Raw genomic sequence first — 20,022 nt, 5'->3', positions numbered from 1 at the left:
GTGCTAGCTTCCGGCCCTGTCGAAGTAGGCCTTCGAACCGGGGCAGGTCTCCACGAAGGCAACCTTCCCCGCCGTGGCCTTATCCATCTCACCGGCGGCGGGATGGACCTTGACCAGGGCTTCCTTGTTGTCAAAGAGCGCGGTGGTGATGTCCTGCTGAAGCTGCTGGTCCATTTTCTTGCTGGCAACCAGGATGTTCGGCGAAGCGATCGCCGGGACGGCCTCGGTCTGGCCTTCGTAGGTGTTGGCCGGGATGTCCTGCTTCACGTAGTAGGCGCCGTATTTCTGCGCGAGCGGGTCCGCGTACTCCCCGATCGGAAGCAGCTTCATGTCGCCGTCGCCGGCCAGGTCAATCAGAGCGCCGGTGGGCAGCCCTCCGGACCAGAATCCGGCGTCGATTGTTCCGTCGCGCAGCGCAGCGACGGTTTCCGCCGCTCCGAGCTGGCGGCGCTGGATGCCGGAGGTCGGATCAATTCCGGCGGCTTCGAGGATGCGCAGCGCCCCGACCTCGGTGGCGGAGCTGGGCGCGCCGACCGAGATGACTTTGCCCGCCATGTCCTTGACGTTCTGGATCCCTTTGTCGTTGACCGTGACGGCCTGCATGAAGTTGTTGTAGATGTTGCCTAGGGAGCAGACCTCCAGGGGCTTTCCCTTGAATTCACCTTCGCCTTTGACGGCATCCGAAACCACGTCACCCACAGAGAAGGCGAGCTGCGCAGACCCGTTCTCGAGCAGCAGCATGTTGTCCACGGAAGCGTTCGTTTCCTGCACGGTGGCGTCATAGCCCTTGACCTTGTCCCGGATCACGGTGGCGAAGCCGCCGCCCAGCGGATAGTAGACCCCGCCGGTGCCGCCCGTGGCGATGGACAACGTGCCGCCCTGGCCCGAGGCACCCCCGCCCCCGCCACCGCCACCGCCGCTGGGAGCGGGGCTGCCGCACGCGGAAAGGAAAACTGCCGGCACAAGGGCTGCTGCTGCGCACAGACGCTGCAGGCGCCTCCGGGCAGGGATGGTCATTGCGGTCATGTTGTTCTCCCTAGGTGGTGATGGTGGTGTTGGTTGGGTGAGCGTCTGTCGGCCTGGTGAGCGGTTCTCCGGTAATTGCTGGCGGAACAGGAATGTCCCCGGCGGCGAGAATGCCGGCCAGCAGGCGGTAGTAGCCCACCAGCACCGTTAGCTCCATAATGCCTTCGTGGCCGAAGTATTCAAGGGCTGCCGCATGTACTTCGTGGCCGACAGCGTTGCCGCGCAGCAGTGCGCGCGTCAGGCCCAGCGCTGCGCTTTCGTCCGCCGCCAGGATGTCCGGGATTTCGCCGTCGTGCAGCCTCGTCAGCTCGGGGCCGCTAATGCCAACTCTTGTGGCGACCCGGCTGTGCGCGTACCACTCGTAGGCGGATTCCAGTTCCGCGGCGACGGCGCAAACTACCAGTTCCCGCGTGCGGTCCGGCAGTGACCCGCCAAAGCGCAGGACGGCACCCAAAGTCTGTACCGCGTTTCCAATCGCGGGCGAGTACAGCAGCGCGTTGAAGGGGCCGTAAAGACAGCCGGCTTCGTCGACGATGGAAAACGGCCCGTTTCCCCTCGGTGGGCCGGCGATGGCGCCATACAGATCGCGCTGCTGATCCGAGAGTTCATCTGGAGCGAGGAGGGGGAAGCGGCCGACCCGGGGGGATCCCGGAGCGGTGGACCCGGCTTCCCGGTGAGTCGATTCACACAAGGGTCCTGCCCCCGTCCACATACAGGACGTGGCCGGTGACGAACGCTGCCTGGCGGGATGCCAGGTAGAGAACGGGACCGGTGAGGTCGTTGACTGTACCGAGCCGGCCTGCCGGAACCATCGAGGTGTAGTGTTCGCGGACCCCGGGGCGGTCCAGATGCGTCCTCGTAAGTTCCGTGTCCACATAGCCGGGGGCGATGGCGTTCACCGTTACTCCGCGGGAGGCCCACTCGCGGGCCATGACCCGGACTAACTGGTTGATCCCGCCTTTGCTGGCTGCGTAGGGACCGTGGTCGGGATGTGCCAGGATGCCGGAGACCGACGAGCAGTAGATCTGACGCCCGAAGCCGGCCTCGACCATCACCCGGCCGGCGGCGCGGCCCAGTCGGAAGGCGCTGGTGAGGTTGATCTCCAGGATGCGGCTCCAGTCCTCATCCCTGGTTTCGAGAATCGGCACCCGGTGGTTGACGCCAATGGAGTGCACCAGGACGTCCAGTCCTCCGAGCCGATCCTGGGCTGCCGCGACGGCATCCTCGCAGCCCTCCGTGGTCGTGAGGTCGAGCCGTTCGGTGGCCGCGCCCTGGCCAAGTGCAGCCAGCCTGGAGTCATCGCGGTCCACCGCGAGCACGCTCGCGCCGGCTGCCACGAATTCCTCAATGCAGGCGCCACCGATTCCTCCGGCGCCTGCAACCAGCACCCGTGCCCCGCTCAAACCGAGCCAGTCGTTCACGGACGCCAAGAGGTTCCGGTGGGCGGTTGTGCCACGCCTGAGTTGAAGGCCGCATCATTGCGGGTTGCTCGGAAGACCATTTGGATAATGTATCCAATTCTGCGGCTCCGTGTAACCCGTGTCACACAATCGTTATGTCGGTCCGCGGCTGGGGACTTCTAGGAAGGTTCGGAGGGCATCCACGGCATGCTCCCGGTGCTCGTCCAGGAGCGCCACAAGCAGCTCCGCGTCGCCCTCCGCGAAGGCCTGGACGATGCGGGCATGTTCGCGCTCCACTCTGGCCCGGTTACTTTCAGCCCCGTAGTACACAAACCGGTACGCCTCGGTCGCGTCCCACAGGACCCGCACGATCCGTTCCAGACGCGGCATCCGGGCTGCTGCCAAGAGTTCGAAGTGGAACCGCCGGTTCGCCTCGGTCATCTTGAGCAGATCTCCGGCGGCGCTGGCCAGTTCAACGTCCCTGGCGGCCACCTTCATTGCGGCGAGTACACCGTCGCCGCGGTTCCCTACGGCTACCCGGGCGGCCTCGGATTCCAGCAGCTGCCTGAGCCGGTAGACCTCCAGAAGGTCTGTGAGCGACAGGCTGGCGACTTTATGGCCACGGTGAGGCTCGTAGACCACTTGGCCCTCGCTTTCGAGGACTTTGAATGCCTCGCGGACTGGAACGCGGCTGACACCAAATCGCTCGGCGAGAGTGTTTTGACGAAGCGGCTGCCCCGGCAGGAACTCCCCTGCGATAATCGCACGCCGCAGCTCGGAAAGGACGAAAGCCTGGGCGGTGGGGGGGCGCTTAATCTCTTTTGCGGCGTCCTCGCTCATGCCGCCACCGCCAACACGTCTGCTTTCACCCCTGAATTCTAGCTGGCGGCATCCGTCGCCGTTATCCACTGCCGGACACACCCGCTCCGAACGGCAAGGCCTGAGCGCGCGAGCGTCCGGCTTGTTGGGGACTCAGCAGCTTCGGACCACCTCTTCCGTTGCACAGCCAGGGCACAGGTCTACCTCAGCCCCCAACAACTCCCCTGCTGGAGAGTGATCACAGGAACACCCGCCCCAAGGAGGACCCCGATGATCATCTACCGCCCCATCGCCCCGCTCACCGCCGGCCGCACCGGACTCAGGTCGGCTTTGGCCGCCATGGCCCTGACCGCCGTACTCGGCACACCCTGGCAGGTCTCCAATGAATCGTCAGTGGCACCGGACGCCACTGCGGAAACAGGGCCGAACGCAGTCCGACAGCTCGGCGGCCCGACAGCCCGGCCGGATGGGTCCGGCCCGGTGTGACACCGTGGGGCTGGGTCAATGGCCCGGCCCGGTCGGCAGGCATAAGCTGATACCAGTACGTCTCTTCCAGCGCCGGGAAGGTCATCATGGACTCTGAAACCGCCGATGTGATCGATCATGATGTCACCACCATCACCTGTGTGTGCGGCAACACCGTCAGCAAGGACGGGTTGATTCAGGCCAACGCACAAGGCGTCCCCGTCTACATCGGAGACGACAGCCCGGTTCCCGCCGAGCTGGCGAAATGGCCTGCGGATGAGGATCTCTACACCCTGTGTCCCTCCTGCGGCCGCGTGTACCGTGACTCGGTCATCGAAGAGACAGGGACCGCGCCGGTTGCTTTCCGGGTCGACGTCACCGCTGGCCCAATTGCTGAGGCCATCCGACTCCACTGGAACCTCAGCGCCCAGGAATGAACCTGGTGAGCGGACCAAGATGTAAGCGGGGCCGCTTGGCATGACCAGCGAACGGGAACGCGACGAGGAGCCAACGGGAAACGTTGCGCTCGTGACCGGCGCGAGCCGAGGAGTAGGCCGGGGCATCGCACTGGGCCTCCTGGCCGCGGGGTTTCGGGTGTACGGAACGGGCCGCTCGATCGACCAGGCGGACCTGCCGCGGGAGATCCGGCGGCTGCGCTGCGACCATCTCAAAGACGAAGAGACGGCGGGCGTGTTTGATGCGATCCGTTCCGAGGGCAGCCGCCTCGATCTCCTCGTCAACTGTGCCTGGGGCGGCTACGAGAAGATGGTCGAAGGCGGCGCGTTCACGTGGCCTGCGCCGTTTTGGGAGCAGCCGATGCACCGCTGGACCGGCATGATGGACGCCGGCCTCCGCGCCGCCTTTGTTAGTTCGGCGCACGCGGCGCGCCTGATGACGCCGCGGCGCCGCGGCTTGATCGTCAACATCAGCTTCTGGGCCGCGCAGCGTCACCTCGGCAACACGATCTACGGCATCGCGAAAGCGGCGACGGACAAGATGACGTCCGACACTGCGGTTGAGCTGAAACCGTTCGACATCCCGGTGATCTCGCTCTACCCCGGTCTGGTGCGGACCGAGGCGGTGCTGGCGGCAGCGGAGGGCGGCGCGTTCGATCTCTCGACCAGCGAAAGCCCCGAGTTCATCGGCCGCGTGATCAACGCACTGTTCCACGATCCGAACCTGATGTCGCGCACCGGCCAGGTGCTCGTCGCCGCCGCAGTCGCGAAGGAGTTCGGCGTACTGGACATCGACGGAAAGTCACCACCGGCCCTGACCCTTGCGGACATCTAGGACGACGCGTTGATCTACTGAGCCCAGTCGGCGTCGTCGTAGGTGCGACCGCGCGTCGGCAACAATCAGCGGACGACGGCGGGACCCCCCTCCGTTGTCCGCCTGCGATTTTCCCCGCTACCGCTGCATTCGAGGCCGTGGTACTTTCAGCCTGATCAGGATGTCCTAACGCGGCCCCTATCCAGCCCGGCTCCTGGCACCACCCCAGAAAGCAGAGGCAACGATGCCAACACTAATGATCCTCCACGAAGTCGACGACGTTGAGCACTGGCTCAGCTCACCCAAAAGGGAAGAAGTCTTCGGGCCGCTGGGCATCACGGTTCGAACGTTCATCGACCCGGCAAAAAGCCACCGTGTAGGCCTGATCGTCCAGGTCCCCGACATGGAAACGTTCCAGCGGATTATGGAGTCCGAAGAGGCAGCCGAAGCGATGAAATTCGATGGCGTCCGTCCGGAAACACTCCTGACGCTCGTCGAGCCGTAGGCCCGCGGGGCCCGGCCCCGACGCGCGTTCGGCCGGTACCCCAGAGACGATAGTTTGGTGGGATGACGGCAACCTACAGATACAAGGTCGAGATCCTGCACCTGCTCGTGTCGCCGGGGCACGCCTACTTCGGCCGTGCACGAGAGGGCGCCGCCGCTGTCCCCACCACAGATGCCGAGCAGGCGGCCTTCGTAGCCGGCAAGGGAATCGTCGGCGATCGGTTCTTCGGCAAAGCCGCGCACATGGACGCTGCTGTCACTGTGTTCGCCGTCGAGGCCCTCGAAGCGATCGCCGCCGAGCTGGGAGCGGCACCCCTTGACCCGCTGCTGACGCGTCGCAACGTGCACATCCGCGGAGCCCAGCTGGCGCCGCTGCTCGGTCACGACTTCGCGCTGGAGTCCGGCGGGCAGCTGGTGCGTTTCAAGGCCGGGCGGCCGGCGCATCCGTGCGTCTGGATGGATGCGATGCTCGCCCCGGGCGCCCACAAAGCCATGCGCGGACGCGGCGGCGTGCGGTGCCAGGTACTCTCCGACGGCGTCCTGCACCGCGGCCCGGCAGTGCTGCTCAGTCCCGTGCCCCTCGATCCCGATCGCGCGGGAGACGCGACCCTGCTGCGCCCCTCGCGGCTGCCGTAGACCGATGCGGTGCCTCCGTCTACTGAGCCCAGTCGGCGTCGTCGTAGGGGCGGCCGCGGAAGTGGGCGCGGAGGTATTCCCCCACCACGGCGGCCCCCAGCTCACCTGCCTCGGGCGCCACGATGCGGCCGTCGATCCGTCGGGCCATCCGCTGGACGAACCGTTCCAGGCCCGGGTCATTGCCGAGCCGGAAGAACGTGGCCTGCGTGCCGGCACGGCCCAGCCGGTCCAGCTCGGCCACCGTCACGCGGATGGTCTCCGCGTCCGGCGGCCAGGCGAACCACGACTCGCCGTCGGCCAACAGGTGCGCAGTGGGTTCGCCGTCGGTCACCACGAGCAGGACGGGCTGCATCGACGGGTGCTGGCGGAAAAACCGGCCGGCCAGCAGCAACCCGTGGTGCAGGTTGGTGCCCTGCTCCCGCAGGGCCGGCAGGGCCGTGAGCTCGCCGATGTCCATGGACTGCGCGTAGCGGCCGAACGTGATCAGTTGCAGCCGGTCGCCGCGGAACCGGGTGGAGACGAGGTGGTGCACGGCGAGCGCGGTGCGCTTCATCGGCACCCAGCGTCCCTCGGCGGCCATCGAGAAGGACACGTCGACGAGCAGGGCGACGGCGGCCTGCGTGCGCGCCTCGGTCTCCGTCACCTCGATGTCGCCCACGGCGAGGCGCAAGCCGCGGCCCGGATCCCCGCCTTCGGCAATCGTGCGGCGGATCGCGTTGGTCATGGTCCGGGTGACGTCCCACGGCTCGGCGTCGCCGAACTCCCACTGCCGGCTGGAGCCGGTCTGCTCCCCGGCCGCGCCGGCAACGCGGGTGTCCCGGCGCCCCTGCCGGCCGGAGAGCTGCTTGGCGGTGTCCCGCAGCAGCGACCTGCCGAGCCGGCGCATGGCCTGCGGTGAGAGCCGGAGGTCACCGTCGGCCCCGCGCCGGAGGTAACCGCCGTCCTGCATGGCCCGTTCGATTTCCGCGAGGGTGCGGGCCGTCACGGCGGCATCCTGCCCCAGCTGGCGGGCGAGAGCGTCCAGGTCCAGGTCGTCGAGGCGGGAGCCGTTATAGGACTGGGAGAGTTGTTCGGCCAGCTCGTCCAGTTCGGCGAGGTCCTGCAGCACGCCGGTGCCGTCGCCGAGTCCGAGCCCCTCCTCCCCCTCGAAGCGTTCCGAGCCGGTCCAGTCCTCACCCGGGCGCAGGGCGCGCAGGCTGGCGTCGAGCTGGCCGAGTTGGGCCATGAGTTCCGGCGAGCCGAACGCCTGGGCGGAGAGCTGCATCAGCTCCTCGCGCTGCTCGGGGGACATGGATTTCAGGAGCCTCTGGGCGGCGGCCGCGCGCTGGGCGAGCGCGTCCACCAGCTCCTCGACCGATTGCGGGTTCTCCGGAAAGAAGGCGCCGTGCCGGGCCATGAACTCCCGGAAGTCAGCGTCGGTGTCCTCGCCGCGGCGGTGTTTGTCGAGGAGCTCATTGAGGTCCTGCAGCATCTCGTTGACGGCCTCGCGGTCCTCGTCCGTGGCGTTCTCGAGGGCCTGCTTCATTCCGGCGAACCGCTGGTCAAGGAGTTCGCGTCCCAGCAGATCCTTGATCTGCTCGTAGGCTTCCCGGGCGGTGCTCGACTGCCAGTCGTAGGAGGCCAGTTCGTTGACCGCAGCTGCCGTGGATTTAGGCAGGTTCTGCAGCTGCATCTCCCGGAAGGCGCGGTCGGTGTTGTCCATCATGGCGTCGCGGGCCAGCTGCTTGCGCTCCTCCAGCACCGCGGTCTCGAGCAGCTTCTGGACCTCGTTGAGGGTGCCGTCCAGCCGGTGCCGGCCCAGCAGGTCACTGCGTCGCTGCTGGACCCGGCCGGCGAGGTCGTCGAGCCCCTCGCGGCTGCGGCCGCCGCGCCGCAGGTACTCCTGCAGGGCGTGCCGGGGCGAATAGCCGGCCATCACGTCCTCGGCGATGGCGTCCAGCGCCTCCGCCAGGTCCACCGGCGGGGCGAGCGGATCCGGCCCTCCGGTGTACCGGCCGTAGCGGGACCGGTTGTGAGCGCTCATGGGCCCTCCTGTGTTTAGCCGTAGATCGTCGCCTCGTCGTCGGACTCCTTGGAGATCCGCCGGGCGAGGTAGAGACCTTCCAGCGCCAGTTCGACGGCGGCGGCGCGCTGCCCGTCGTTTTCCGCGCCCAGGCGCTCACTGATCTGGTCGTAAAGGCCGGAACGGTTGAGGGGCGGGAGGTTTTGCAGGAACTCCCGGGCCGTGACCAGTTCCCCGGTGGTCACCGTGGCGTGGCCGTCGAGCGCGGCAACGAGCGGACCCATGTCGATGCCGTGGAAGTGCGCCCGCACGGCTTCCGCGGTGGCGGTGCGCAGGAGGTGGTCCAGGATGTCCTGTTCCCGCCCTTCCTCGCCGGACTCAAACTCGATCTTCCCGGCGAGGACGTCCACTGCGGCGTCAAGGTCGATGATCCGGGCGACGGCCTCGTCCTCGCCGCGCACGCTGGCCCGGCGCAGGGCCGCCGCGGCCACGGTTTCGGCACCGGCGATGGCGAACCGGGCGGACACCCCGGAGGTCTGGTTGACCGCCGGGGACTGCCGGAGCGCCTGGGTGTAGCGGGCCAGGATTTCGAGGATGACGGGCGGGACGCCGGCCACCAGGTGCCCCTCCTGCCGGATGACGGCGACCTCGTCGTCGAGCTCGATCGGGTAGTGGGTGCGGATCTCGGCGCCGAAGCGGTCCCGCAGCGGCGTGATGATCCGGCCGCGGTTCGTGTAGTCCTCCGGGTTGGCGGACGCGACGACGAGGACGTCGAGCGGCAGCCGCAGCACGTAGCCGCGGATTTGGATGTCGCGTTCCTCCATCACGTTGAGCATCGAGACCTGGATCCGCTCGGCGAGGTCGGGCAGTTCGTTGATGGCAATGATGCCGCGGTTGGAGCGCGGGACCAGACCGTAGTGGATGGTTTCCGGGTCCCCGAGGCGGCGGCCCTCGGCCACCCGCATCGGGTCGACGTCGCCGATCAGGTCGGCGACGGAGGTGTCCGGCGTCGCGAGCTTCTCGACGTAGCGTTCCGAGCGGTGGCGCCACGCCACCCGCAGCCGGTCCCCCTCGGTGAGGGCACGGGCGCGGGAGTGCTCCGTGATCGGTTCGTAGGGGTGTTCGTTCAGCTCCGAATCCTCGATCACCGGCGACCACTCGTCCAGCAGCCCGGCCAGGGTGCGGAGGAGCCGGGTCTTGCCCTGTCCGCGTTCGCCGAGCAGCACGACGTCGTGCCCGGCGAGCAGGGCCCGCTCGAGCTGGGGCAGGACGGTTCGGCTGAAGCCGTACATCCCGGGCCAGGGATCGCGGCCGGCGGCGAGCGCGGCGAGCAGGTTGTCGCGGATTTCGCGGCGCAGGTCTTTGTGAACGTGGCCGGAGGCACGCAGTTCACCAACAGTGAAGATATCGGGGCGATCACTCACCCCTCTAAGGTAGTCCTCGACGGCGCGGGGAATCGAGCAAATTCTTAGATTCCCGCGCATTGGCCCGCCGTGCGGAATACGCTGGATGCTGATGACTGCAGCAACGCGGCCGGCATCGTCGGCACCACCACCGGAGCCCTCTCTGACGCAGCAGGGCACGCTCCTGCTTCTGGTGCGCCACGGGGAGACGCCTACCACGGGCACGGTGCTGCCGGGGCGGGCCCCGGGGCTGCATCTTTCCGACCGTGGCCGGACCCAGGCCGAACGGGTTGCGGAACGGCTCGCGGGCCTGTCCTTCAGCGCCCTCTATTCCTCGCCGCTGGAGCGCGCCCGCGAGACGGCGGAGCCGACGGCGGCCCGCACGGGACGGGATGTGATCCACGACGCCGGGCTGCTCGAGTGTGACTTCGGCGAGTGGACCGGCGCTTTGATCGCCGATCTGACGGCCTTGCCGCAGTGGCAGACCGTCCAGCACAACCCGTCCGCGTTCCGTTTCCCGAACGGCGAGAGCTTTCCGCAGATGCAGGCGCGGATCGTGGGATTCCTTGAGGCTCTGTGCACAGCCCACGCCGGGGGCGTCGTCGTGTGCTTTTCCCACGCCGATCCCATCAAGGCCGCCGTCGCCCACGCCCTGGGCACACACCTGGACCTGTTCCAGCGGATCGTCATTAGCCCGGGCTCGGTGTCCGCCATCTCGTTTGTGGAGGGTCAGGCACCCGCCGTACTGATGGTGAATTCGACGTCGGAACCGCTCAGCGGGCTGAGGGCACAGTGAGGTTGATGCCGAGTGCGTTGGGACCTTCGGTGAATCGGGGCAAACGGTGTCCGGCCGGGAGCTGACACTGCTCACTGAAGGCAGTGTCGAGCTGCTCGGACGCCTCCCCCGCAGCAGCAACGAGACGTTCCTCGTCCAGGTCGCCTGCGGGGACGACGCCGCGTATGCGGTCTACAAGCCGGAGGCCGGAGAACGGCCGCTGTCCGATTTCGGGCCGGGGCTCTACCGTCGCGAACGCGTAGCCTTCCTGCTCAGCGAGTCCCTGGCGTGGGGCCTCGTGCCGCCGACGGTGATCCGCGAGGAAGCCCCCTTGGGAGTCGGATCGCTGCAGTGGTTCATCGAGTGTGACTTCGGCGAGCACTACTTCACGCTGTACGAGGATGCCCCCGAGACCCACCGCGAGCTGGCGCGGATCGCCTTGTTCGACTACATCGCCAACAACACCGACCGCAAGAGCGGCCACGTGCTGCGCGGCTCTGACGGACGGGTGTGGGGCATCGACCACGGGCTGTGCTTCTCGGCAGGATTCAAGCTGCGCACCGTGATCTGGGACTTCGCCGGTGAACCCATCCCCGATGCCCTGCTCCTGAACATCGCCCCGCTCGCAGAGGCCGTGCCTCCCGAGGTGGCGGAACTCCTCGATGACGAAGAGGTCACGGCCCTGCAGCACCGCGTCCAGCGCCTGCTTCACGCGCGGGCGCTGCCGGTTGACCGCACCGGCATGCGCTACCCGTGGCCGCTCGTGTAAGCGTCGATCGTCCGCGTTTCGTGAGCTACTCACGGATCCTGCAGCTTCAGCGCCGCGGATCGAACCGCACGGGCTCGGAGCTGCTGAGTACTACTCCGAGCGCAGACCTCACATACGGGGACACCATGGCGCTTGAAACGCCGGTCAGCTTCGCGGCGTATTCGATTGCAGCCTCTCCGCCTCCTGCCAGAACTCGTCGACGCGCGCATTCCAATCGTCCGGCCGCTCCTGGAAGGGCTGGTGGGATTCGTTCGGCATCACCTCGAAATGTGCGCCCGGTATGCGACGGGCCACGGCCTCACCCAGTTCCGGTCGGCTCATCGGATCCACTCCGCCGGCCAGGACAAGGGTGGGCGCGTTGATCTGCCCCAACCGGCTTGCCGTCTCGTGGACCACGAACGCGTCCAGGAACTTCAGGAAATCCGCGGTGGACTGCTGATGCGGGAATGCGAGGACGTCCTCGATGATCTGGCTTACCATTCCGTTGTTGTGTGCCCGTGGGGTATAGACAAGCAGGTAGAAGAACTCCAGGAATGCGCGTTCGTCCGGTGCCAGCGTGGCCTGCCAGTGGATGGACCGGGCCAGCGTTTTCATGTACTCGTCCATTGCTGGCCAAGTGCTCTGTTGCACCAGGCTTCGTACCAGCTCCGGGTGCCGGAGAGTAAGCTCCTGAGCGATGATGCTGCCGCCGGAGAACCCTGCGACATGCGCTGAGGAGATGTTGAGACCTCGCAGCACTGCAGCCGCGTCGTCCGCCATCGCCTCGACGGTCGGTTGCCCCTCCGGCATGGCCGTGCGGCCCGCACCCCCGTTATCGAACGCCGTCATGCGGTAGCGGTCCGCCAGCCCGTCCAGCTGGAACTGCCAGGATTCGACAGTATCCGCCAGCCCGCCGATCAGCAGTACATCCGACCCCTCGCCGACCTGTTCCGTCCAGATTTCCAGTTCGCCCGCTTTCACGTACCGTCCCATTCCGGCCCTCCTGTCTCCTTCGGCCGCCCTTGAATGGTCCTGCCGGTGCCGGCGCCGGGCAGCGATCGGCAACCCGCAGGGCAGTCCATTCGTAATCTACTCTCGTGTGGGTGGGGTGCCTAGGGCGCGGATACGTGGCTGAGCCGGCAGTGTATTTCCGGCCGGTTCCGCCCGCTCCCTGCCATTCAGACGGGCCCTCCACGTTGTCCGTTGTCCGGCGCCGCAGGCGAATCTATACTGTGGACACGGCGAGCTGTTCCCCTGCCTTGGCGGCTGGAAGTATCGCCCTGCAGCGCCGACCCCGGCGAGATCAAATCCACTATTGGACCAGGGGTACCAACCCCCCCCATGGCACGGAAGAAGCAGACCGATGAGCACAATGCATCAGGGGGAGCAGGGCGACGCAGAGGACCGCGCCCTGCAGGAGTTGCGCGGACATTTGGCGGGGTCGGTGATCGAACCGCAGGATCCGTTGTACGACGAGGCTCGGGCGGTATGGAACGGTATGATCGACGTGCATCCGCGGGCCGTCATCCGGGCGGGAGCCGTCGGAGACATTGATCCCGTCCTGCACGCGGCCCGGCGCACCGGCCTGCCGCTTGCCGTACGCGGAGGCGGGCACAACATTGCCGGCCACGGCACTGTCGAAGGCGGCCTCGTGCTGGATCTAGGCCAATTGCGCGGCGTGGAGGTCGATGTGAAAAACCGGCTCGTGACCGTCGAACCCGGGGCGACCTTGGCAGACGTGGACCGGGTCACCGCCACGCACGGACTGGCCGTGCCGCTTGGGGTGATCAGCGCCACAGGGGTCGCCGGACTAACCCTCGGCGGAGGGGTGGGCTGGCTGACCCGGTCCAACGGGCTGAGCCTGGACAACCTGGCTTCCGCCGATGTCATCACCGCCACCGGAGAACACCTGCACGCCAGCGAAGAGGAGAACCCCGAGCTGTTCTGGGGGTTGCGCGGCGGGGGCGGCAACTTCGGGGTGGTCTCGTCTTTCACCTTCCGCGCCCGGCCGCTGCCGGCTGCCGTACTGGGTGGAAACTTCTTCTACCGCCCGACCCGCTGGAAGAGCGCGCTGAGCGCGTTCGGCCGGTGGACGCAGGACCTACCTGAGGAGATGAACCCGATCGTCTCCTTCATGGTGCTCCCGCCCGATCTCGAGATGGGGGAGGAACCGTGGATGATCATCGGCTTTGCCTGGGCTTCGGAGAATCACCAGCCCGGGCTCGAGCTGATCGAGCAGCTGCGCGACGCAGCGCCCCCAGACGAGGAGGAAGTCGCGCCGACCGCCTGGCTGGAGTGGCAGTCCGCCATGGACAGCCTCTTTCCCAAGGGCTCCAGAGGGTACTGGAAGAACGTGTCGTTCTCCCGGATGGACGATGTTGCCGTCGATGTTCTGGTCGGTTTCGCCTCTGAAGTCACCTGGTTAGGGACCGGGATCGATATCCACCACATGGAAGGGGCCTTCGGGCGTGTGCCGGAGGAGGCCACAGCGTTTCCCAACCGCTCGGCGAAGTACTGGCTGAACATCTACGGTTTCTGGCACGACCCGGCGGAGGACGAGCGGCTGAGCGCATTCGCCCGGAAGGCCTACGCTCTCATGCAGCCGTTCGGCGAGCAGGGCCAGTACGTCAACTTCCTCGGCGCAGAAATCGGACAAGACATGATCGAGGCCGCACGTCAGGCCTACGGGCAGGACACATATGACCGACTGGTGGCCCTGAAGAACCGTTTCGACCCGCACAACCTCTTCCGCCTCAACCACAACATTGTGCCGACCTCCGCCTGAGACAGCGACGGCAGGCGCATTCCGGGACAGGTGGAACGCTACGTTGATTGTGGCCCCGGAGGCGAGCAGGAAGAGCATCGCCATAAACGCGTTTGGCAAGCCTTCATCGGCTCGGAGCAGGGTGCGGCCGGCCGGTTAGCCGGCGTTTTCGGCGGAGACTCCGAGTTCCCGGGAAATGGTCCGGGTGGTTTCCAGCAGCTCGGCGGTAACCTTGTTCATCTCGTCTTGGTCGACGACTTCGGCGGGGAACACGACGGAGATGGCCAGCGGCAGCGAGTCCCCCGTAGAGAACACGGGGGCGGCGATGGAGGACACCCCTGGAATCACGCCTCCGGTGGTGACCGAGTATCCGGCGGAAAGCACGTTCTTTTTGATCCGGCTGATTTCCTCGTCCGGGTACGCGGACCGGCTGCGCCGGGCGCGGTCGGCTTCCAGTGCCCCGGCGGTCATGGACGGGGGCAGGTAGGCCAGGAACACCAGCCCGCCGGAGGATGTGAGCATGGGCAGTTTCGCCCCGACCCGGACGTTGATCGGGAGAGCGTGGGAGCCGTAGTCCCATCGCACGACCACGGGGCCGTCCTCACCCCATACGGAGATATTGACTGAATGTCCGCTGCTGTCGCGCAGCATCATGGCGTAGTCCGACGCGACGGCGACTTCGTTGGTGCGGCGCAGTGATTCGGCGCCGAGCCGGCGCAGGGCGGCGCCGAAGTCGTACCTTCCGGTCTTGGGGGATTGGGATGCCAACCCGGCGCGGACAAGGCTGACAAGGTAACGGTGTGCCTTGTTGGGCTGGAAGCCGCTGCGTTCGGCAATTTCGGACAGAGACATGGGGCCGCCCCCGGCTTCCAGGGCCTGCAGTACGCGCATGGCCAGCTCGACGGATTGGATGCCCTGCCGTTCCGGGGGCCCGGCCTGTTCCAACGCGCTCAATGCTGATACTTCCTTTGCTTCATGGTCCATTATGACCGGCCGCGTCCCGGCCGTAACGGATGACGGTCGGGACGCGGGGGTGTTTGCCTGTGCCAGTCGGGCTTCGAAGGGTCAGGGTCGTGGTGGGACGTTGGTGCCGGTGACGGCCGGCACCTGGACGCGGGGCACGAGCACCGAGGCGATGGCGCCGATCACCGCAGGGATGGCGAAGGCGTAGAAGTTCCATTCGACCGCGAGCCCTGAGGTCATCACCCAGGCGCCCAGTGAGGGCCCGACGATGGCGCCTACTCGGCCGAAGGACAGGGCCCAGGCCAATCCGCTGCCGCGCATGTCGTCCGGGTACCGGGTGAGGATGAAGCCGTTGACGAGGATCTGCGAGCCGATGAAGCCGACGCCGCTCAGGAACATGAAGATGAACAGCACGATCACGTTGGGGTTCATGCTCATGACGATGAGGCTGACGGCCCCGGTCAGGAAGGCCGCCACCACGACGGGTTTGGCTCCGATGGCATCGGCGATCCGGCCGCCGATGATCACGCCCACGCCGACGCCGATCCACATGGCCGCGGTCTGCAGCAGCGCTGAGCCCAGCGAGTAGCCGTTGGCCTGCATCATGGTCGGCAGCCAGGCCGTGATGCCGAAGACCAGCAGCAGGCCGCAGAACGTCATGACCCAGAAGAGCAGGGTTGCACCCGCTACGCCGCGGGAGAACAGCGGACCGATACCGGCGAAGTGCCGCTTTCCGGCCACCGTCAGCACCGGCGTGGGAAGTCCCATGGCTCGGCTCAGGCTGTGTGCTTCCTCCGTGCGGCCGCTGCGCAGCAGGTGCACGGGCGGTACCGGAAGCAGCTTCCAGGCGAACGGCAGGATGATCAGCGCAGGGAGGACGCCGATGATGTACAGCCAGCGGAACGAGGTGACCGGCAGCAGCGCGGCTCCCAGCAGCGGCGCGGCCAGACCGCCGGCGGCGTAGCCTGCCATGACGATGCCGGTGTTGCGGTTGCGGTGTTCCGGGACGGAGAGGTCCGCCACGTAGGCAAGCAGGGTGGGCAGTACGACGCCCAGGCCAAGTCCGACCAGGGTGCGGCCTGCCCCGAAGAGGGCCAGGTTCGGCGCGGCAGCGGAGAGCACCATGCCCGCGGAGAAGATGATGCAGCTGGCAAGGATGAGGCGCAGCGCCCCGATTCGGCGCATCAGGGCGCCGGCCAGTGCAGCGCCGATAAGCATCCCGACGCCGACCACGGAGCCCAGGGTTCCGGCGGATCCCTTGTCCACGTGCAGTGATCCGTCGGCCAGCAGTGCCGGCACTGAGACGCCGTACACGGCCAGGTCGTAGCCTTCAAGGGCCGCGATCACGAACGCGATGGTCAGCAGGGTCCTTTCGGTGATGACCCGGCCTGTTGTCGTGCCAGCAGTTTTTGTCGTCATTGACATCGTTATACTCCTACTGTTTGCGCGTTGCTGCCCGCTGTGGAGCATACATCGCTGTATTCACGGAGGAGCGTCTGGTACTCGCGGTCGGTCCGCGCGGCTCCGAAGATGTAGAAATCCGGACGGACAAGAACAGCCTGGCAGTCGTTTTCATCGAACCAGCGCAGGTAGCTTCCGGTGACGTCGGTGAAGGATCCGGTCATCTCGCCGCTGTCCGGGTCGATGACAGTGACGTCGCCCGGGCTGCCGCTCCCGGAGGAGCTGCGGCGCAGGAGCTTGAAGCCGTAGCCGAAGATCTCGTCGAACCGGCCGGACGCCGCGTCGGTGCGTACCTCGTCCTGGATGAACAGCCGGCCGTTGGCGGGGTGGTCCGAGCAGGAGACCAGGCCCGGCCCCAGACCGGGGAAGCGGAGCTTGTCCGGCTTCATGTTCTTCCGCCGGTTTTCCAGATACTGCAGGTCCCGCTCCCGTGCTTTTTGCGGATCGCGCATGGTCTGGACCTTGCCTAGTTCGATGCCCTTGTGCACGACGGCGGCCACGTGCGGCTCGCGCTCACTCTGGTAGGTGTCCAGGATGGCTTCCCGCGCCCGGCCGGAGAGCAGCAGGTCCAGCTTGAAGGCCAGGTTCTGCGCGTCCCGGATGCCAGAGCACATGCCCTGCCCAAGGAACGGCGGCATCTGGTGCGCCGCGTCGCCGGCCAGCATGATCCTGCCGCGCCGCCATGGGCGGGCGATGAGGGACCGGAAGGTGTACGTCGCTACCCGGATCAGTTCGGCCTGGTCCGGCAACAGGTACGGGGCCACGCGCGCCCAGACCCGCTGCGGGTCGCGTTCGATCAGGAAATCCTCTGCGGAGTCAAGCATAAAGCTGAAGCGGTGATGGTCCGGTCCCAGCGAGATGATGGACTGCGGCTGGTTCGGGTCGCAGACCTGCCGGGCGTGCGGCAGGTTTGTCTCTGCGGTGAGCCGGAAGTCGCAGACCAGCCACGGCTCGGAGAACCCGAAATCTTCCAGGTCCGCCTCCAGCCAGCCGCGCGTGAAGCCGTTGCCGCCGTCGCAGGCCACCACGAAGGATGCCTGGACGTTTCCGCCTGGCACTTGCAGTTCCACCCCGGCCGCAGTCTCGGCATAGCCCTCCACCGGCGCGTCGAACCGGACGGTGACGTTGGGCATCGAGCGGCAGAGACTGTCCAGCTCCTCTTCGAGCTCCGGCTGGTACATCATGTACCACTCGGACCAGCCGGAGGCGCCCTTGAGTGCGAACTCGTGCTCGATGAGCAGGTCTCCGGCGGCGTTGCGCCATTCGTAGTTCCGCTGGGCGTTTATTTTGGGCAGCATCTTCTCTGCGATGCCCAGCCGGGCGAAGGTCCGCATCGTTTCATCGTCAAAGATCGCGGCACGCGGCAGGTTGTACAGCCCGGCATAGCGTTCCAGCACCACGACCTGATGCCCGGCCTGGCCGAGCAGCGCCGCCATGGCCATGCCTACGGGGCCGTAGCCGACCACCGCAACATCGAATTTTTCCATCATCATCCTCTAGTCCTCCGGATCGGGACCACAGTTGTGATCCTTGACACTTAGCCACAGTAGGATTCATTATTAGTGAAGTCAATGCATATTAGTGAATGACTTCGAATCAAGATGCCAGGAGATCCCGTGAAAAAGATTGCCCTCGAAGAACACTTCGTCACCCCGGACCTTGTCGGGTACGGAAGCAGCACCAGTGCCATCGCCCAGCCCCAGGCGTGGGCCGATGCCTCCCGTCGGCTGCTGGACTTCCAGTCCGAGCGCCTCCCGGAGATGGACCTGTATGGCATCGACATGGAAGTGCTCTCGCTGAACTCCCCCGGCATTCAGGCCGAAACGGATCCGGGCACCGCGATCGCGAAGACCACCACGGTCAATGACTTCCTGGCCGGTGTCATGGCCGAGAACCCCACCCGGTTCTCCGGCTTCGCCGCCCTGCCGCTGCAGGATCCGCAGGCCGCGGCGAAGGAACTGGAGCGTGCGGTCACACAGTTGGGCATGAAGGGAGCGCTGGTGAACGCGCACACCAACGGCATGTACCTGGATGACCCCAAGCTCCGGGTCGTCTGGGAGATGGCAGAAGGCCTGGATATCCCTCTATACCTGCACCCGGCCAACGGCGTGGACACCGCCGATGTCCTGAGCGGACACCCCGAGCTTGTCGGCCCGATGTGGAGCTGGGGCATCGACACCTCGACCCACGCACTCCGGCTGATCTTCGGCGGGGTTTTCGATGATTTCCCGCAAGCCAAGCTCATGCTCGGGCACATGGGAGAGGGACTGCCCTATGTCCTCTGGCGGCTGGATTCCCGCTGGAACTTCCACAACCACCACGGCATCGAACTGGCCAAGGGCAACCCATCCCAGTACATTCGCGACAACCTCTACATCACCACCAGCGGCGTCTGCTCCCCCGCCCCGCTGCTGTGTGCCCTCCTGGCCATCGGCTCGGACCACATCCTCTTCGGCACCGACTACCCGTTTGAGACCATCAAGGAAGCCTCCGAATTCCTCGACAACGCTCCCATCAGCGAGGCCGACCGGGAAAAGATCGGCTTCCGCAATGCCGAACGGCTGCTGCGCCTCAACGTGCCGGAATCCGCCGGCGTACCGTCGCTGTCCGCCCGGTAATCCTCCGCGCCAATCCGACTACGGCGGCGCCTTTCGCCCAGGAAGGCGCCGCCACCCCACCGGCACAACCCGCCTAACCTTTCAGGAAAGATCGCCCTCATGAGTCTTGTCTTTGACCACATTTCCCTAGGCCAGCGGGTGCTGTTCGGCACTGGAAAAGCCGCGGAAAATCTCGCCGCGGAGATCGCCCGGCTGGGAGCGAAGCGCGTAATGGTGATCGCCTCCGAGTTCGAGGCGCAGATTGCCGGGCAGGTCACCCGAAACATCGACGTGGCCCTGGCTTACGATGACGTCGCCCCGCATGTGCCGATCGACAAAGCAGAGAAGGCCCGGGCCGCAGCCGCGGAGCACGGGATCGACCTGCTGGTATGCGTCGGCGGAGGGTCCACTACCGGGCTGGCCAAGGCCATCGCGCTGACGACCGGGATCCCGATCGTCGCGATTCCCACCACGTATGCCGGGTCCGAGGCCACCAACGTCTGGGGCCTGACCGAGGCGGCGCGCAAGGCCACCGGCGTGGACGACAGGGTCCTGCCCGTGACGGTGGTTTACGACGCAGAACTGACCCTGTCCCTGCCGATGGAACTGTCCGTGGCCTCCGGGCTGAACGCCCTGGCTCACTGCGTGGACTCCATGTGGGCCCCGCGTGTGGATCCGATCAACGCCGCGCTGGCCGCCGAGGGCATTCGTGCCCTGGGCCGGGGCTTGCCCCTGGTCAAGGCCGATCCGCAGGATCTGGCTGGCCGCGAACAGGCCCTCTACGGCGCCTACCTGGCCGCGGTCGCTTTCGCCTCCGCCGGCTCCGGGATGCACCACAAGATCTGCCACGTCCTCGGCGGAACCTGGAACATGCCGCACGCCCAAACCCATGCCGCCGTATTGCCGTACGTGCTCGCGTTCAACGCCCCGGCCGCCCCAGAGGCGGAGCAGCGCATCGCCGCCGCATTCGGCACCGAGAGCGCCGTCACAGGCCTCAACCGGCTGAGGGACACCCTGGACGCCCCGAGGGCGCTGAAGGACTACGGCTTCGCCGCTGAGGACATCCCCGAGGCTGTGGACCTCATCCTGCCCGTCATCCCAGCCTCCAACCCCCGCACCGCCACCACGGAGAACCTCACCGGACTCCTCCAGGCCGCCTACGCCGGCACCACCCCCGGCCTCTGAAAGGA

Annotated in this window: 20 protein-coding genes; 10 read left to right on the top strand and 10 right to left on the bottom strand. The window is 66.7% G+C overall.

The features are described from left to right. Positions 1 to 3: 3 nt before the first annotated feature. The 4 genes from AC50X9_RS01230 to AC50X9_RS01215 form a co-directional block, all read right to left on the bottom strand. Positions 4 to 1,026 (bottom strand): TAXI family TRAP transporter solute-binding subunit, encoded by a 1,023-nt coding sequence (locus AC50X9_RS01230; protein ID WP_494889281.1) that lies wholly within the window; start codon positions 1,024 to 1,026, stop codon positions 4 to 6. A gap of 10 nt (positions 1,027 to 1,036) precedes the next feature. Beyond that, positions 1,037 to 1,717: a carboxymuconolactone decarboxylase family protein gene (locus AC50X9_RS01225; RefSeq protein WP_494889279.1), complete on the bottom strand. Its 681-nt coding sequence runs from the start codon at positions 1,715 to 1,717 to the stop codon at positions 1,037 to 1,039. After that, positions 1,710 to 2,447, bottom strand: a complete 738-nt coding sequence (locus tag AC50X9_RS01220; RefSeq protein ID WP_494889277.1) for an SDR family NAD(P)-dependent oxidoreductase — start codon at positions 2,445 to 2,447, stop codon at positions 1,710 to 1,712. Before AC50X9_RS01220 ends, AC50X9_RS01225 begins: the two co-directional genes overlap by 8 nt. A 132-nt stretch (positions 2,448 to 2,579) precedes the next feature. Continuing rightward, positions 2,580 to 3,266, bottom strand: a complete 687-nt coding sequence (locus AC50X9_RS01215) for a GntR family transcriptional regulator (protein ID WP_494889275.1) — start codon at positions 3,264 to 3,266, stop codon at positions 2,580 to 2,582. A gap of 249 nt (positions 3,267 to 3,515) precedes the next feature. Here AC50X9_RS01215 and AC50X9_RS01210 point away from each other — a divergent pair, with 249 nt between their 5' ends. From AC50X9_RS01210 to AC50X9_RS01190, 5 genes are all read left to right on the top strand, one after another. Continuing rightward, positions 3,516 to 3,731, top strand: coding sequence for a hypothetical protein (locus tag AC50X9_RS01210; RefSeq protein ID WP_494889273.1), 216 nt, complete (start codon positions 3,516 to 3,518; stop codon positions 3,729 to 3,731). An 86-nt stretch (positions 3,732 to 3,817) separates the two neighbouring features. Beyond that, entirely contained in the window at positions 3,818 to 4,147 is a 330-nt protein-coding gene (locus tag AC50X9_RS01205; protein WP_494889271.1) for a hypothetical protein, read from the top strand. Between the two features lie 40 nt (positions 4,148 to 4,187). Further along, on the top strand, positions 4,188 to 5,000 hold the full coding sequence (locus AC50X9_RS01200) for an SDR family NAD(P)-dependent oxidoreductase (protein ID WP_494889269.1): 813 nt from the start codon (positions 4,188 to 4,190) through the stop codon (positions 4,998 to 5,000). A 223-nt stretch (positions 5,001 to 5,223) separates the two neighbouring features. After that, positions 5,224 to 5,484, top strand: a complete 261-nt coding sequence (locus AC50X9_RS01195; protein ID WP_494889267.1) for a hypothetical protein — start codon at positions 5,224 to 5,226, stop codon at positions 5,482 to 5,484. 62 nt (positions 5,485 to 5,546) lie between these two features. After that, positions 5,547 to 6,119: an MOSC domain-containing protein gene (locus AC50X9_RS01190; protein ID WP_494889265.1), complete on the top strand. Its 573-nt coding sequence runs from the start codon at positions 5,547 to 5,549 to the stop codon at positions 6,117 to 6,119. Between the two features lie 19 nt (positions 6,120 to 6,138). Here AC50X9_RS01190 and AC50X9_RS01185 read toward each other — a convergent pair whose 3' ends face one another. Continuing rightward, on the bottom strand, positions 6,139 to 8,142 hold the full coding sequence (locus AC50X9_RS01185; RefSeq protein WP_494889263.1) for a vWA domain-containing protein: 2,004 nt from the start codon (positions 8,140 to 8,142) through the stop codon (positions 6,139 to 6,141). 14 nt (positions 8,143 to 8,156) lie between these two features. Beyond that, entirely contained in the window at positions 8,157 to 9,545 is a 1,389-nt protein-coding gene (locus tag AC50X9_RS01180; RefSeq protein ID WP_494889261.1) for a sigma 54-interacting transcriptional regulator, read from the bottom strand. 91 nt (positions 9,546 to 9,636) lie between these two features. On the opposite strand from AC50X9_RS01180, the gene AC50X9_RS01175 reads away from it, so the two are divergent. Beyond that, complete coding sequence (locus AC50X9_RS01175; protein WP_494889259.1) at positions 9,637 to 10,320, top strand: MSMEG_4193 family putative phosphomutase; 684 nt, start codon at positions 9,637 to 9,639, stop codon at positions 10,318 to 10,320. A 46-nt stretch (positions 10,321 to 10,366) separates the two neighbouring features. Then, complete coding sequence (locus AC50X9_RS01170) at positions 10,367 to 11,068, top strand: SCO1664 family protein (RefSeq protein ID WP_494889257.1); 702 nt, start codon at positions 10,367 to 10,369, stop codon at positions 11,066 to 11,068. A gap of 144 nt (positions 11,069 to 11,212) precedes the next feature. On the opposite strand, the gene AC50X9_RS01165 is transcribed toward AC50X9_RS01170, so the two are convergent. Next, complete coding sequence (locus AC50X9_RS01165) at positions 11,213 to 12,040, bottom strand: alpha/beta fold hydrolase (RefSeq protein WP_494889255.1); 828 nt, start codon at positions 12,038 to 12,040, stop codon at positions 11,213 to 11,215. A gap of 370 nt (positions 12,041 to 12,410) precedes the next feature. Here AC50X9_RS01165 and AC50X9_RS01160 point away from each other — a divergent pair, with 370 nt between their 5' ends. Further along, positions 12,411 to 13,832: an FAD-binding oxidoreductase gene (locus tag AC50X9_RS01160; RefSeq protein WP_494889253.1), complete on the top strand. Its 1,422-nt coding sequence runs from the start codon at positions 12,411 to 12,413 to the stop codon at positions 13,830 to 13,832. A 135-nt stretch (positions 13,833 to 13,967) separates the two neighbouring features. On the opposite strand, the gene AC50X9_RS01155 is transcribed toward AC50X9_RS01160, so the two are convergent. From AC50X9_RS01155 to AC50X9_RS01145, 3 genes are all read right to left on the bottom strand, one after another. Then, positions 13,968 to 14,765, bottom strand: a complete 798-nt coding sequence (locus tag AC50X9_RS01155) for an IclR family transcriptional regulator (protein ID WP_494889251.1) — start codon at positions 14,763 to 14,765, stop codon at positions 13,968 to 13,970. 111 nt (positions 14,766 to 14,876) lie between these two features. Beyond that, positions 14,877 to 16,193: an MFS transporter gene (locus tag AC50X9_RS01150; protein WP_494889246.1), complete on the bottom strand. Its 1,317-nt coding sequence runs from the start codon at positions 16,191 to 16,193 to the stop codon at positions 14,877 to 14,879. An 8-nt stretch (positions 16,194 to 16,201) separates the two neighbouring features. Next, entirely contained in the window at positions 16,202 to 17,728 is a 1,527-nt protein-coding gene (locus tag AC50X9_RS01145; protein WP_494889244.1) for a bifunctional 3-(3-hydroxy-phenyl)propionate/3-hydroxycinnamic acid hydroxylase, read from the bottom strand. Positions 17,729 to 17,851: 123 nt separating this feature from the next. Between AC50X9_RS01145 and AC50X9_RS01140 the strand changes: the two genes are divergently transcribed. Both AC50X9_RS01140 and AC50X9_RS01135 read left to right on the top strand, forming a co-directional pair. Beyond that, a complete protein-coding gene (locus tag AC50X9_RS01140) occupies positions 17,852 to 18,853 on the top strand; it encodes an amidohydrolase family protein (RefSeq protein ID WP_494889242.1) in 1,002 nt (333 codons plus the stop codon). A gap of 99 nt (positions 18,854 to 18,952) precedes the next feature. Then, positions 18,953 to 20,017 carry a maleylacetate reductase gene (locus tag AC50X9_RS01135; RefSeq protein WP_494889240.1) on the top strand — a complete coding sequence of 355 codons (1,065 nt, stop codon included), beginning with the start codon at positions 18,953 to 18,955 and terminating at the stop codon, positions 20,015 to 20,017. Positions 20,018 to 20,022 lie beyond the last annotated feature (5 nt).

The sequence above is a fragment of the Pseudarthrobacter sp. HLT1-3 genome (assembly GCF_059383535.1).
The sequence above is the reverse complement of the archived record's forward strand: the minus strand, read 5'-3'. Positions and strand labels throughout refer to the sequence as shown.

Coding starts and splice junctions, on each gene's coding strand:
- AC50X9_RS01230 (WP_494889281.1), bottom strand. CDS start 1,026: ATGACCGCAATGACCATCCCTGCCCGGAGGCGCCTGCAGCGTCTGTGC.
- AC50X9_RS01215 (WP_494889275.1), bottom strand. CDS start 3,266: ATGAGCGAGGACGCCGCAAAAGAGATTAAGCGCCCCCCCACCGCCCAG.
- AC50X9_RS01210 (WP_494889273.1), top strand. CDS start 3,516: ATGATCATCTACCGCCCCATCGCCCCGCTCACCGCCGGCCGCACCGGA.
- AC50X9_RS01205 (WP_494889271.1), top strand. CDS start 3,818: ATGGACTCTGAAACCGCCGATGTGATCGATCATGATGTCACCACCATC.
- AC50X9_RS01200 (WP_494889269.1), top strand. CDS start 4,188: ATGACCAGCGAACGGGAACGCGACGAGGAGCCAACGGGAAACGTTGCG.
- AC50X9_RS01195 (WP_494889267.1), top strand. CDS start 5,224: ATGCCAACACTAATGATCCTCCACGAAGTCGACGACGTTGAGCACTGG.
- AC50X9_RS01190 (WP_494889265.1), top strand. CDS start 5,547: ATGACGGCAACCTACAGATACAAGGTCGAGATCCTGCACCTGCTCGTG.
- AC50X9_RS01185 (WP_494889263.1), bottom strand. CDS start 8,142: ATGAGCGCTCACAACCGGTCCCGCTACGGCCGGTACACCGGAGGGCCG.
- AC50X9_RS01175 (WP_494889259.1), top strand. CDS start 9,637: ATGACTGCAGCAACGCGGCCGGCATCGTCGGCACCACCACCGGAGCCC.
- AC50X9_RS01165 (WP_494889255.1), bottom strand. CDS start 12,040: ATGGGACGGTACGTGAAAGCGGGCGAACTGGAAATCTGGACGGAACAG.
- AC50X9_RS01160 (WP_494889253.1), top strand. CDS start 12,411: ATGAGCACAATGCATCAGGGGGAGCAGGGCGACGCAGAGGACCGCGCC.
- AC50X9_RS01150 (WP_494889246.1), bottom strand. CDS start 16,193: ATGACGACAAAAACTGCTGGCACGACAACAGGCCGGGTCATCACCGAA.
- AC50X9_RS01145 (WP_494889244.1), bottom strand. CDS start 17,728: ATGATGATGGAAAAATTCGATGTTGCGGTGGTCGGCTACGGCCCCGTA.
- AC50X9_RS01135 (WP_494889240.1), top strand. CDS start 18,953: ATGAGTCTTGTCTTTGACCACATTTCCCTAGGCCAGCGGGTGCTGTTC.